Origin of the sequence: Intrasporangium zincisolvens, from assembly GCF_034724055.1 — a bacterium.
GTDB classification, from domain to species: domain Bacteria; phylum Actinomycetota; class Actinomycetes; order Actinomycetales; family Dermatophilaceae; genus Monashia; species Monashia zincisolvens.
Map to the genome: position 1 here is coordinate 433110 of NZ_JAWIIL010000001.1, position 12773 is coordinate 445882.

Sequence of the window (12773 nt, forward strand, 5' to 3'; positions counted from 1 at the left end):
CGTGACGGATGTGCCCGGTGGGGCTGGGTGCTCACTCGATCGTGGCGGATGTGCAGAGGTCGAGGCCCGAACGATCGGGACGCCGGCGCGGCAGGTCGGGTGCCGTCCTGGAGTGATGGACGCCGGTCAGCGGGCGTGGGGCAGCGGGACCTCCATGCGAACGGCGGCGATCTCCCACGGGCGCAGCGCGATCCGGGCGCGGCCGTCGGCCACCTCGATCGGCTCGCCGTCCTGGGCTTCCCGGCCGAGGCCGTCGACGGCAGTGGCGCCACGCACCGGCACCGCGTCAGAACCGAGCACGGCGACGGTGGGATGGTCGGACAGGTTGACGAGGCGTGCCTCGACGGCCGTGTCGGCGTCAGCGCGCCGCCGGAGCGACACGAGCTCGACGCCCGCGCCCGAGACGCGCAGGCCCTCGACCTGTGTCAGCTGACCGTCGGCGGGACCGGAACCCCGCGTCACGACGACCGGGTGGAGGTAGGCCTCCGTGGCCGCGGCGACCTCGGCCGTGGCCCACGTGCCCTGGTGCGGCATGACGGCGAGCGACAGGTGACACGGCCCGAGCGCCTGGGCGTCCGGCGTCGGCAGCTGGGGTCCGGCCGGTTCGCTGCGGTACGGGTGCACGTTGCGGCTGAGGTGGCCGATCGACCGCAGCGCGGTCACGGCGATCTCGGTGCCGACGGACCCATCGACCGGACTGGTCGCGGCATCGTCGGCTGGTCGTTCAGCGTCGACGAGCTCGTACTCCACCGTCCGGCCGAGCAGGACGGCCACACCGCCGGCGTCGACGAAGCGCTCGGCCGGGAAGGTCGGCAGCGGGTGCTCGCCCACCGGGCCGGCCTCGGCGGTGCGCCCGCGCTCGACGACGGCGAGCTGTCCCTGGGCGTGCGAGACCGTGGCCGGCTCGGCGGTCGGAACGTGCAGGCGAAGCCGGTGGTCGCGGGTGACGTTCTGCCAGTCCAGACGCAGCCGGACGAACGGCTCGCCGACCCGGAGCTCGACGTGCATGGCCACCGGGGTGGAGGCCACGCTCTCGGACCGCCCGTCGAGGGTGCTCGTGGCGGGAAGGTCGTAGCGCCGGTCGACCCGGAGTGCGCCGACGACCCGGCCCTCACTTCCGAGCCCCGTCACCGACGCCTCGGCCGGTTCGCTGACAAGCACGTCGTGGGCCGGAGGTGCGTAGTTGTAGGAGTCGCCGGGGTCACCGCCGTCGACGAGCCGCCCGACGCCGCGGAGCGTGACCCCGTCGGCGGTGACGGTCAGCGTGCCGTCGTCGTCGACGCGGACCTGCACGAGCCCGTTGTCGAGCACCCGGTCGCCCAGGCGGATGCCTCCGGATTCCGGGACCTGCGCGGTGTCTGCTGGGAGTTCGGCGACGCGGATCGCGGCCCAGCCGAGGGCGGGGGCCGGGACCGCGGCGGCGAGCCGGCGTCGGGGCTCGTCGGCTGTCACGACGTCCCACACCGCCTCGGCCGGAGACGCGTCGGCAGCGGTGCGCAGGCGACTCTCCTCGGCGATGGCGTCGAAGTCGGGGTCCCCGTGGTCGGCGAGCCGGAAGGTCAGGTTCTGGTTGGCGGCGTCGATGTCGATGCGGAGCAGCTGGAGCCCGAACAGCTCGCGGTCGTGCACCCGGTGCATCAGCTTCGGGAGGTCGGCGGCCGGGACCGACTCTCGTGCCAGCTCGACCGGCGGCCGTGACACCTCCTGGGCCGGCACCACACGGCCGTCGGGCAGCTCGAATCCGACTCCAGCCCAGTGCTCGGGCACCGGGAGGGTGACATCGATGACGTCGGTGCGCTCGGTGGGCACCGGGTTGGCGACGACGACGGAGCCGATCGGGCTCGCGGCCTCGGCCGCGGCAAGGGCTCGGTCGCGTACGGCCTGGGCGGCGTGTTCGCCCTCCTGGAGGCGGGCGAGCACCTGCACGGCGGTCTCGTCGACGCCGCACCCGGTCACGGAGTCGTGGCACGACGAGTCGATGACGCGACGCCATGCCATGGACAGGTAGTGGCTCGGCAAGGTCCGCAGGTGCAGGGCCGCGAAGGGCTCGGCGTAGCGGGTCAGCAGCCGCTCCGTACGGGCCATGGCCTCCTTGAGCTGCCACCGGACCGACAGCACGCCCGGGAGGATGTTGGCGCGGGCGTGGCTGCGCAGCTCGCCGTCGACGATGCGCAGGTCGTCGCACGGGGTGCGCGGCTCGGCGAGGTACTCGGTCAGCGTGGCGACCCGGATCCGTGGGCCCGACTCGTCGGCGTCGAGGTCGGCGACCTCGGTCATGAGCGAGGGCAGGGGAGCAGCGTGGTCGGTGCCGTACATCGCGAGGAAGTCGCCGCCGTACCAGTGCGTCTGGGTACCGAGACGCGTCGCGAGGCGCTCGCGCGCGGCGCCGCCACCGAAGACGTCGGCGACGTTGCCGTAGCTGTTGGCGAGGAACTCGGTGCGGATGCCGGTGCCGCCGGGTGAGCGCCACCAGAACTCGTGCCGGTCGACGTCAGCCGGCACGCCGCGGTAGACGACGGCCTGCTCGATGCCGACGTGGCGCAGGATCTGGGGCATCTGTGCGCAGTGGCCGAACATGTCGGGGAGGTAGCCGATCGGCATGACCGGCCCGAGCCGCGCGGCGTCGGCCCAGCCCATCTCGAGGTTGCGGATCATCGTCTCGCCGGAGCAGAGGAACTCGTCCATGAGGACCCGCCACGGCCCGATGGCGAGCTGGCCTCTGGCGACGAGCGCGCTGACGGCGTCGGTCTGCTCGGGGCGGACCTCGAGGTAGTCGTCGACGGCCGCCATCTGGCCGTCCATGGTGAAGCGGAAGTCGGGATCACCCTGAGCTCGGGCCACGACGTCGTCCATGAGGTCGACGAGGCGCAGCCGGAAGCGCTGGAAGGGTTCGTACCACTCGCGGTCCCAGTGCGTGTGGGGGACGAGCCACACCGTCGTGGTCATGGTCACCGATCCTGCCAGCCGGGCACCCGTGTCGCCCGGCGTGACCCGCTGCCTGTTTCCGACGGGCCCCTTCCCGGATCAAAGGGCCGTCAGTCCCATGGATCAGGGCGAGAGTCACTGGGCGAGCGTGGACATACCGAGTGCGGACATGCCGAGCGCCCCGCCGGTGTCGGCAGGGTGCAGGGCGAGATCCTCAGGTGTGCCAGGTGACGCCGGCGGCTGTGACCGTCGCAGTGAGGTCGCGCTCGTGCACGACGGTGTGGTGGCGTTGACAGAGCAGGGCCCCGTTGTCGAGGCGGGTCAGGCCGCCGCGGTGCCACGGCACGACGTGGTGGGCGTCGCACCAGGTGGCCGGCACGCTGCACCCATCGAAGCTGCACCCTCGGTCTCTGGCGATCATGGCGAGGCGCTGACCGCGAGTGAAGAGGCGGCGGCCGCGGCCGACGTCGAGCGGCTCGCTGTCGGCACCGAGGACCATCGGGATGATCTCGGCGTCGCAGGCCATCCGCCGCACCACGCCCGGCGACAGGACGTCGCCGGTGAGCGTCGCGCCGGTGCCGCGAACCTCGCCGACAAGGGTGTCGAGGTCGATGAGGACGACGACCTTGGCCTTGTCGGTGGTCGGGACGCCCTCCGCGGAGGCCACACCACGCTGCACGATGGTCAGGAGCGCTTCGAGCCGGCGACGCGCAGGCGTGCGGGTGTCGGGAGTGACGGTGCGGCCGTGCTCGTCGACCTCGGGGCACGGAGCGGCAAGCGGGTCGATGGCTGCCTTGAGGACGGCCGCCCCTTCGGGGTCGAGCGTGCCACGCAGCCCGACCATCCCGGTGCGGTCCGGTGTCGTGAACCAGAGCCCTCGCGCCTCACGGCGACCACGGTCGAGGCGGTCCTCGTCGCGGGGTGGACGGATCTGCTCGGAGTGATGGCGGACGAGCCGCGCCAGCTCTTCGGGCCGAAGCCGGAGTGCCTGCTCGGTGAGGTCGCCCAGAGCGGTGGTGAGGTCGTCGGGATCGGCGACCGGGCTGGTGCGTTCGTCGAAGTGCACGATCTGCGCGGCGTGGCCGACGGTGACCTGCTGCGTGACGACGAGCAGCCGCAGTCGCGCCCACCGGGCCTGGGCCAGTGCCGTGCCGACGGTGACGAAGGCAGCTGCCTGCCCCGCGGTCAGCGACGGGTCGTGACGGCGCAGCCAGTCGGCGCGCGACAGGCCGTCCGGTACCTCGACCCCGCGCGAGACGAGCTCGGAGACGATGCCGACGAGCGCAACCTCCTGCGAGCGCCGCTGGTGCGCGATCCGCTCGGCCGCCGCGGTGAGGTCGGCCTCGGCGTGCGAGGTCAGGTCGAACCCGACGAGCGCCTCGGTCGCGATCGTCTCGTGGTGATCGGCGGTGCCTTCACCGCCGGGGCGGGCCTCCCGCTGGGCCCGTTCCTCGCCGCGTCGAGCCGTGGCCTCGATCCACGAGGGGTCCTCGACCATCTCGTCGTAGCCGGCCGCATCGAGCCAGGACAAGCCGTCCGGGCCGAGCGAGGTGAGTGACTCCTGCGGCAGCCCCGCCCACGGACCGGAGCCCCTCGGGAGCTGCCGCGCGTGGGGCGCCTCACGCCGCGTCCGCACACGGCCACGACCCGAAGCGAACTCGCCGGTCGATGCTGACGGTACTGACGACGCGGGCGCGGTCGAAGTCCGTGACGCGAGTTCGGCCGCTGGCCCGGACGTGGATCCGGTTGCCGACGTCGTCCCGGTGCGTCTGGTCAGGGCTTCCCAGAACGCGCTCTCGGCCACGCCGCCCGTGGCGCGCTGTCGCGCCTCGAGGTCGGTGAGCCGGCTCCTCAGGAGCTCGAGCGTCGAGGGATCGGGGGCCATGAACCAAACATATGTTCGACCACCGACAGTCCTGTGTCGCGCGATGCGCCTGATCGGACAAGGCCCGTCACGGCCCCTCGAGGTCCTGTCCTGGCCCGTTTCGCGTGGGGCGCGTGAGGCTGAGTGCTCACTCGATGGGCAGGAGGAGGAGGGCGCGCGGAGGATGGCTGGTCGCGCCGGGTGGGCTGCCGTGGGGCTGACGCGTCGGGGCCTGGTGAGTGTGGGGCGGGTGAGGCTGAGTGCTCACTCGATGGGAAGGGTGGGAGGGCGCGTCGGGAAGGGGAAGTGGCGTGACGCGTCGGGCGGGAGGCGTCGGAGCTCGCCCGGCGCACACGGCCAGGTGCGTGTCATCGGGGGCTTACGCGTCCGTCGGAAAAGTGCTATCTATTTGATATCACTTTTACTGCAGCCGAGGAGGCGTCATGAACGCCCAGCCGTCACCGTCGATGCAAGGACCCGTCGGTCACCAGGGGGCCCGCGTCGAGATCACCCAGCGGCCCGCCCTGGCTTTCAACGGCTGGTTCGGCGTCATCGTCGTCGCGCTCTGCGGCCTCGCCATCTGGTACCTCGTCACGAACGACACGGGCCTGCTCTGGCTGCCGATCCTCGTCGCGGCCCTCGTGCTCAGCGCGCTCGTCGTCGTGCCGCCGGGTCAGACGCAGGTGGTGCAGTTCTTCGGCCGGTACGTCGGCACGGTCGCGCGGCCCGGGTTCTGGTGGGTGCTGCCGCTGACGATCCGCCGCCAGGTCAGCATCCGCGTGCGCAACTTCGAGACGGGCCGCCTCAAGGTCAACGACGCCGACGGCAACCCGGTCGAGATCGCCGCCATCGTCGTGTGGCAGGTGGCCGACACGGCGCGGTCCACGTACGCGGTCGACGACTACCGCAACTTCGTCACCGTCCAGGCGGAGTCGGCGCTGCGCCATGTCGCGACCTCCCACCCGTACGACGACTCGGAGGGCACGGGCACCTCGTTGCGGGGCTCGACCGACGTCGTCGCCGGGCAGCTCGCGACCGAGGTGGCCGAGCGGGTGTCCGTGGCCGGCGTCGAGATCGTCGAGGTGCGCATCTCGCACCTGGCGTACGCGCCGGAGATCGCCCAGGCGATGCTCCGACGCCAGCAGGCCAACGCTGTTGTGGCGGCGCGCAGCCGGATCGTCGAGGGCGCGGTCGGCATGGTCGAGATGGCGCTGGCCCAGCTGGCCGAGCACGACATCGTCGAGCTCGACGAAGAGCGCAAGGCCTCGATGGTGAGCAACCTGCTCGTCGTGCTCTGCGGCGACCAACCGCCGTCGCCCGTCGTCAACGCGGGATCGCTCTACACGTGACGCGCCGTCAGGTCCTGCTGCGCCTCGACCCCGCCGTGCACGACGCGCTCATGCGCTGGGCGAACGACGAGCTGCGCAGCGTCAACGCCCAGGCCGAGCTGGTCCTGCGGCGCGCCCTCACGGAGGCGGGCCGGATGCCCAAGCACGCCGGCCCGCTGCCCAAGCGCGGTCGTCCGCGTCGCGACGCCGACGCGTCGGGCGCCGACGACTGAGTCGACGCGTCCCGATCCCCGACGCCTCAGGTGGCGTGAGCACTCACGACTTCGACCACATCCCGAAGGAGCTCGACTAGGCGGCGCGCGTGGACGGGGCGGGGTGGTTCCGCATCTACCGCAGCATCGTCATGCCGCTGTCGGGGCCGGCCGTCGCGACGGTCGCGATCTTCACCTTCCTGCAGACGTGGAACCAGTACCTGTGGCCGCTCATGGCGGTGCAGTCGGAGGAGCTGCGGCCGGTGATGGTGGGCATCGACTACTTCAAGCAGCTCAACACCTCGTGGGGGCAGATCATGGCCTACGCGACGATGATCACCGCCCCGGTGCTCGTCCTGTTCGTGGCCTTCCAGCGGGCCTTCATCAACTCCATCGCCAGCTCCGGCGTGAAAGGCTGAGATTCGTGTTCCGTCTGCCCGAGGCCTGGGTGTGGGACTTCTGGACCGTCGACGACGGCGAGCAGTACCACCTGTTCTTCCTCTACGCGTCGCGTGCGCTCAAGGATCCGCACGCGCGGCACTACCGGGCGTCCATCGGGCATGCGGTGTCTACGGACCTGGTTCATTGGGAGCGCGTCGTCGACGCGCTGGTGCGGTCGGACGCGCCGGCGTTCGACGACTGCGCGACGTGGACCGGGTCGGTGGTGCGGCACAGGGACGGGCGGTGGTTCATGTTCTACACGGGGGCGTCGCTCAACTCGTTCGGGGCGAACGTGCAGTCGATCGGGTACGCGACGTCTTCGGACCTGATGGTCTGGGACAAGGCGCCGGGGCCGGTGCTATCGGCAGACGGGGTGATCTACGAGAAGTGGGCGCCGGCACCCGAGGGAAACTGGCACGACGAGGCGTTCCGCGACCCGTGGGTGTTCGCCGACCCGGACGGGGATGGGTGGCACATGCTCATCACCGCGCGGTCGGCTGTCGGGCCCGACGCTGATCCCTCGGACCGCGTGGACCGGGGGGTGGTGGGGCATGCGTGGTCGGCCGACCTGGAGAACTGGGAGCTGTGTGAGCCACTGTCGGCGCCGGGGCAGGGGTTCGGGCAGCTCGAGGTGCTGCAGCCGTTCGTCGTGGACGGTCGGCAGGTGCTGCTCTTCAACTGCCTGGCGGGGGACGCCTCGGACCGGCTCAAGGCGACGGGGACCGAAGGCGGCGTGTGGATCGCCTCGGCGGATTCGCCGCTCGGCCCGTACGACATCGCCGGGGCGCGACGCATCGACGACCCGACCCTCTACGTCGGCAAGTTCATCACCCACCGCGACACCGACGAGACCAAGTTCATGGCCTTCCGCAACGAGACCGGCGGCCAGTTCATCGGCGAAATCACCGACCCCATGACGGCTCGGTGGAAGGACGACGTCCTCTTCCTGAGCAACTGAGCGGACAGTCTGCGGACCTGCGGCGGCATTTGACCCCCTGACGCGCGTCGATCGCCGTGCGTCAGGGGGTCCTCTGACTAGTCTGCGACTGTCATTGCGGCCCGACGGGCTTCCTTACGGACATGCCCCCACACCGCACGAGTCACTTCGTGCTGCCAGGGGACTTGTCCGTGCACCTTCTCCGCACCTCCGTACGCGGCTTCTCGTCGTTGGAAGCCCATCTCGCCGACTACATCGCTGAGCAGATGAGCATCCAGACCGGTAGGCGCCCCGCGGCCAGCGAGTCACGGTCCTGGGAGCGCAGCCTGCCGGCCCTTCGAGCGGATCTGGTGTCGGCCGGGCTCGACGACGTCGAGATGCTCATCGAGTACCAGCTGCCTCTGACAAGCAAACGCGCGGACGTCGTGCTCGCCGGTGTTCACCCGAAGACCGGTCAGCCGTCCTACGTCGTCGTGGAGCTGAAGCAGTGGAGTGCTGCGGAGCGCTTCGAGGACAGCGACACGCTGGTGACCGTGGAGCAGTACGGGCACCGAGCGGTGACCCACCCGGCTCTCCAGGTCGCCGACTACTGCGAGTACCTGTCCTCCTTCACCGTCATGCTCGCGGAGCAGTCACACTCCCTCGCAGGCGTGGCCTACCTGCACAACGCCACTGACCAGGGCGTCGCTGATCTGCGCCGCCGAGCCACCACCAAGCAGAGTGCCTTGTTCACAGGACAGGACCGCGGAGCCTTCGTCGAGTATCTGCGTTCTCTCCTCGCCCCGGGTGAGAGCGGGGCCGAGGCCGCAGATCGCCTTCTGCGCAGCAGAATCTCTCCGAGCAAGCAGCTCTTGGCCGCAGCCGCCGACGAGGTACAGCGTCGCGAGCAGTTCGTGCTCCTAGACGAGCAGCGCGATGCCTTTGAGCACGTGATGCACGCGGTCAACCGTGCCCGGCGTTCGAACACCAAGACAGCCGTTGTCGTGAGCGGCGGGCCGGGCAGCGGCAAGTCAGTCATTGCGCTGTCGCTGATGGGTGAGCTCTCCCGGCAGGGACGGGCGGTCATGCATGCGACGGGCTCCAAGTCCTTCACCCAGACGCTGCGCAAGGTCGCCGGCAAGCGCGCGCCCGCGGTCGCGAAGCTGTTCACCTACTTCAACTCCTTCATGACGGCGGAGCCGAACGATCTCGACTGCCTGATCCTCGATGAGGCTCACCGCATTCGTGAAACATCGGTGAACCGCTACACCCGCAAGGAGCTGCGCAACTCCGGCCGGCCGCAGATCCACGAGCTGCTCTCCGCCGCGCGTGTTCCGGTGTTCCTTCTCGACGAGCACCAGGTCGTTAGGCCCGGCGAGATGGGCACCGTTGAGGACATCGAGGCGCACGCGGCCGCGCTCGGCATCCGCGTGGAGCACATCAACCTCAACGACCAGTTCCGGTGCGGTGGATCCGAGGCTTACGTCGATTGGGTCCAGCGCCTGCTAGGGCTGAAGCCCGGAGGTCCGATTCCGTGGCGTGGTGACGACGGCTTCGAGGTGTCCGTGGTGGACACGCCGGAGGAGCTCGAACATTTCCTGACCGCCCGGAGTGAGGATGGCTACTCGGCCCGAATGGCGGCCGGCTACTGCTGGCCCTGGAGCGACCCGCGTTCCGATGGATCTCTGGTGCCTGACGTGCAGATCGAGGGCTGGGCTCGGCCTTGGAACCTGCGGGGTGAACGCTCTGTAGGAGGTGCGCCGCCGGCGGCCCTGTGGGCCAGCGATCCTGCGGGCTTCGGGCAGGTGGGGTGCGTTTACACCGCACAGGGCTTCGAGTACGACCATGCAGGGGTCATCATCGGACCCGACTTCGTGTGGAGAGACGGTCGATGGTTGACCATGCGCGAAGTCAATCGCGACCCCGACTTCCGCAACCGCACCAAGGTGAGCGAGGCCGACTTCGACCGCTTGGTGCGCAATGTCTACAAGGTGCTCCTCACGCGGGGAATGCAGAGCGTGAGCATCTACTCGACTGATGCACAGACGCGCGAGTTCCTTCGTGGACTGGTTTGCTGACGGGGTCGATGCTTGACAAGGAACGCCATGCCATGACTTGTCGTTGGCCGTGGGGACAGGCCTACATCCGTTGCCAAGTCAGACCAGCAAACGGGTCGCCCGCCGCCTCGTTGAACGATCGACATCCGATCGTGCGCCCATGGTCGAGTTGTAGGAAGGGGGTGCGCTGCGATCAGTGAGTTGTCAGCTGCTTGGCGCCGGTGGACGCATCCCAAGCGCTTCGAGGACGCGGTCTGCAGCGGCTTCAGGCGACTCGTGCTCCCAAATGTGCAGGGCCGTCCAACCCAGTTCGGCGAGCCTGCGGTCGGTATCCCGGTCCCGCTCTGAGTTCACTGAGAACTTCCAGAGCCACCAGTCCTTGTTTGTGGCAGGGATGACGCAGTGTTCCGGGCAACCGTGCCAGAAGCAACCGTCGACTTGGACCGCGACCCGGGAACGTGTGAAGGCGATGTCGACTCTTCGCCTCGGCAAGCCGGGTACTAGGAAGTGAACCCGATACCGGAGGCCAAGAGCGTGGAGTCGTCGCCGAAGTTCCACCTCGGGCTTGGTGTCTTCGCGACGCTGGGCAGCAAACCGAGCACTCAGAGAGGCTGTGGGCGCTGATCGGATTGGCTCTTCTGGGCGCGCTACGATCTTGACTCCTTGGGTCGCCAGACCTGGTAGCCTGGAGGCCGGTGGGCGGCCGAGGGGTGGGCCTGTCGGCATCCCGAGCTCATGCACTCAAAGATAGGACCCTCACTGGATGATCCCGGTCGTCGACCTGTTCGCTGGCCCCGGCGGCCTGAACGAGGGTTTCTCCAGTTTCCGCACGGACGGTCGCCAAGTCTTCAAGACGGTGGCGTCGTTCGAGATGGATCGGGTGGCGTGTGAGACGCTGACGCTCCGCACTGCGATGCGCGCGCTCGCGGCGGGTGGCGACTTCCCGGACGTCTACTACTCATTCCTAAACGGGCGGTTGGACTGGAGGGCGTTCCAAGCGAACCCCAAAGTGTCGAAGGCGCTGTTGGATGCGGGAGGCGAGATTCACCAGCTTGAACTCGGCCGGGAGGTTGAGCGCACTGACGCTGCGATCGGCGCGGCTCTGGGTTCGGATCGAGAGGATCCTTGGGTCTTGATCGGGGGGCCTCCGTGCCAAGCTTATTCGCTTGTTGGGAGGTCACGCAGGCGCCATGACAAGAAGTTCGAGGACGATGTCAAGCACTTCCTCTACAGGGAGTACCTGCGCATCATCGAAAAGTTCCGGCCGGCCGTCTTTGTCATGGAGAACGTGAAGGGCTTGTTGTCTTCCCGGCACAAGGGCGTCGGAATGTTTGACAGGATCTTGGCCGATCTCCAGCGCCCCGGCTATGTCATCCACTCCTTCACGACCACGCGAGGGCCTGGCGAGATCGGACCCAAGGACTACGTGATCCGGGCGGAGGAACACGGGGTGCCCCAAGCGCGTCACCGTGTGATCTTGCTCGGGGTTCGTGAGGATCTGACCGGAGTCAAGTATTTGCCGTTGGCCAAGGGCAATACCGTGTCCGTCCGTGAAGCGCTGGAGCACCTTCCCCGAATCCGCTCGCAGGTGAGCCCGCTGCGGATGGACTCGGAAGATCTCTGGCGGTCCTGCCGATTGAAGGCGATGGACCTCGCTGAGAGCCGTCGAAAGCGGGCCGTCCCAGCAACTTCCGGAAGCGATTTCGGGGGGGCTGGTATCTCGCGCACTAAGCAGGGCGAACTCGAGGCGTGGCTTGCCGATGCGCGGCTTGAGAGCCTCAGTCAGCACCGGGCGCGAGCCCACATGCCTGAAGACCTTATTCGGTACGGGTTTCTTGCTGCACGAGCTGAGCGCGGTGATTTTATAAAGCTTGACCAGCTACCCGACAGCCTCAAGCCGAACCACGCCAACGCAAATCGGCCGGACGCGCCCTTCAAGGATCGCTTTAGGGTCCAACGGTGGAGCGACCCTTCTACGACGGTTGTAAGCCACATAGCCAAGGACGGTCACTACTACATCCACCCAGATCCCGGCCAGATGCGGAGCCTCACAGTTCGAGAGGGCGCTAGGTTGCAGACGTTCCCCGACAACTACTACTTCTGTGGCAATCGCACCCAGCAGTACCACCAAGTTGGCAACGCTGTCCCGCCACGCTTGGCGGTGCAACTGGCGGGCGTCGTTGACCAAGTGCTGCACTCGACGGGGGCGCAGTGACGGCCTCCTCGCGGCATTGACGTCCTTTCGCTCGTGACGGCACCCCATCCGCACTCTTAGTTGGTGCTGGCTGGGCTCAGGCTCTCCAAGGCCTCTGCGGCCAAGCGGTCGAGTAGTGACGCCAGATCGGCGTCCTCGAGCGAGTCCAGCGAGATGTGGGATCGCGTCGCTCGCAGCCTGCGTGCCAGTTGGCGCATGAGTTCCGAGCGCGGGGCCGGCAGCCCTTCCAGTTCAGCACGCCAAGCGGCGTATTGCATGGCCTTGGCGGTGCGACGGTTTCCCCCGAGCGAAGGCCGCTCCATGATCTGAACTGACTCGTCTTCTCCAAGTGGCGTGCACCCTTCGGGCGCTGACTCGAGGTCTGGGCCAAGCGCCCATGCGCGCCACCAAGTCCGGCGAAGGACGTTGCGCGGTCGGCCCAAGAGCCGCTCCTCAGGTTGGGCAGGGAAGCGCCAAGGGCCGATCTCAGGCACGAGCACAACTGTCAGGAAGGACCAGACACCTTCCTCGGCCGCATCTGCAGGAACGATGCCCATCCGCTCGTAAAGTGCTGTCCCGCAAGGCCGGTCGAAGTTTTGTGCAAGTCCGCCGAGTGGTCGCGGATATCCCGCACGTTGGGCGATCTCTCGGATGGTGGCCTGGATCTCGGCGAGCTTCTGCAGGTCCGCCGGGTGGCCACCTGACGCCGACGGCTGGGCGTCGGGGTGGTGTAGAGCGGCGAGCTCGACGAGCTCCGCAGGCTTGGCGCCCGCGCGCTCATGGATTAGTTGCTGGGCGGTGCCGCGTGGAAGCCGTGGGTAGAGGAGGGTGGCCAT

At 68.7% G+C, this 12773-nt stretch carries 9 protein-coding genes and 1 pseudogene; 6 read left to right on the top strand and 4 right to left on the bottom strand.

The genetic code is table 11. The features are described from left to right. Nucleotides 1-126 precede the first annotated feature (126 nt). Together RY076_RS01960 and RY076_RS01965 are read right to left on the bottom strand one after the other, a co-directional pair. Nucleotides 127-2946 (bottom strand): glycoside hydrolase family 38 N-terminal domain-containing protein, encoded by a 2820-nt coding sequence (locus RY076_RS01960; RefSeq protein ID WP_323095731.1) that lies wholly within the window; start codon nucleotides 2944-2946, stop codon nucleotides 127-129. Between the two features lie 193 nt (nucleotides 2947-3139). After that, entirely contained in the window at nucleotides 3140-4456 is a 1317-nt protein-coding gene (locus RY076_RS01965) for an HNH endonuclease signature motif containing protein (protein WP_323095732.1), read from the bottom strand. A 776-nt stretch (nucleotides 4457-5232) separates the two neighbouring features. Between RY076_RS01965 and RY076_RS01970 the strand changes: the two genes are divergently transcribed. The 5 genes and pseudogenes from RY076_RS01970 to RY076_RS01990 all read left to right on the top strand — a co-directional run bounded on the left by RY076_RS01970 (nucleotide 5233) and on the right by RY076_RS01990 (nucleotide 9764). After that, nucleotides 5233-6138 carry an SPFH domain-containing protein gene (locus tag RY076_RS01970; protein WP_323095734.1) on the top strand — a complete coding sequence of 302 codons (906 nt, stop codon included), beginning with the start codon at nucleotides 5233-5235 and terminating at the stop codon, nucleotides 6136-6138. Further along, a complete protein-coding gene (locus RY076_RS01975; RefSeq protein ID WP_323095735.1) occupies nucleotides 6135-6350 on the top strand; it encodes a type II toxin-antitoxin system antitoxin in 216 nt (71 codons plus the stop codon). The genes RY076_RS01970 and RY076_RS01975 overlap by 4 nt, the downstream gene beginning before the upstream one ends. Before the next feature lie 50 nt (nucleotides 6351-6400). Continuing rightward, nucleotides 6401-6748, top strand: a pseudogene (locus RY076_RS01980) (carbohydrate ABC transporter permease); the annotation flags it as partial. Between the two features lie 5 nt (nucleotides 6749-6753). Then, entirely contained in the window at nucleotides 6754-7728 is a 975-nt protein-coding gene (locus tag RY076_RS01985) for a glycoside hydrolase family protein (RefSeq protein WP_323095737.1), read from the top strand. A 170-nt stretch (nucleotides 7729-7898) separates the two neighbouring features. Next, nucleotides 7899-9764 (top strand): DUF2075 domain-containing protein, encoded by a 1866-nt coding sequence (locus RY076_RS01990; RefSeq protein ID WP_323095738.1) that lies wholly within the window; start codon nucleotides 7899-7901, stop codon nucleotides 9762-9764. A gap of 183 nt (nucleotides 9765-9947) precedes the next feature. Here the strand turns inward: RY076_RS01990 and RY076_RS01995 are convergent, their stop codons facing one another. Then, the gene (locus RY076_RS01995) at nucleotides 9948-10469 is read right to left on the bottom strand and encodes a very short patch repair endonuclease (protein ID WP_323096382.1); all 522 of its coding nucleotides are present in this window, start codon (nucleotides 10467-10469) and stop codon (nucleotides 9948-9950) included. A 37-nt stretch (nucleotides 10470-10506) separates the two neighbouring features. Between RY076_RS01995 and RY076_RS02000 the strand changes: the two genes are divergently transcribed. After that, nucleotides 10507-11958, top strand: coding sequence for a DNA cytosine methyltransferase (locus RY076_RS02000; protein ID WP_323095739.1), 1452 nt, complete (start codon nucleotides 10507-10509; stop codon nucleotides 11956-11958). A 56-nt stretch (nucleotides 11959-12014) separates the two neighbouring features. On the opposite strand, the gene RY076_RS02005 is transcribed toward RY076_RS02000, so the two are convergent. Then, nucleotides 12015-12773 (bottom strand): hypothetical protein, encoded by a 759-nt coding sequence (locus RY076_RS02005; protein WP_323095740.1) that lies wholly within the window; start codon nucleotides 12771-12773, stop codon nucleotides 12015-12017.

Bases quoted from the DNA above. Each gene is read 5' to 3' on its own strand.
- RY076_RS01960 (WP_323095731.1), bottom strand. From the start codon at position 2,946: ATGACCACGACGGTGTGGCTCGTCCCCCACACGCACTGGGACCGCGAG.
- RY076_RS01970 (WP_323095734.1), top strand. From the start codon at position 5,233: ATGAACGCCCAGCCGTCACCGTCGATGCAAGGACCCGTCGGTCACCAG.
- RY076_RS01995 (WP_323096382.1), bottom strand. From the start codon at position 10,469: ATGCCGACAGGCCCACCCCTCGGCCGCCCACCGGCCTCCAGGCTACCA.
- RY076_RS02000 (WP_323095739.1), top strand. From the start codon at position 10,507: ATGATCCCGGTCGTCGACCTGTTCGCTGGCCCCGGCGGCCTGAACGAG.
- RY076_RS02005 (WP_323095740.1), bottom strand. From the start codon at position 12,773: ATGGCCACCCTCCTCTACCCACGGCTTCCACGCGGCACCGCCCAGCAA.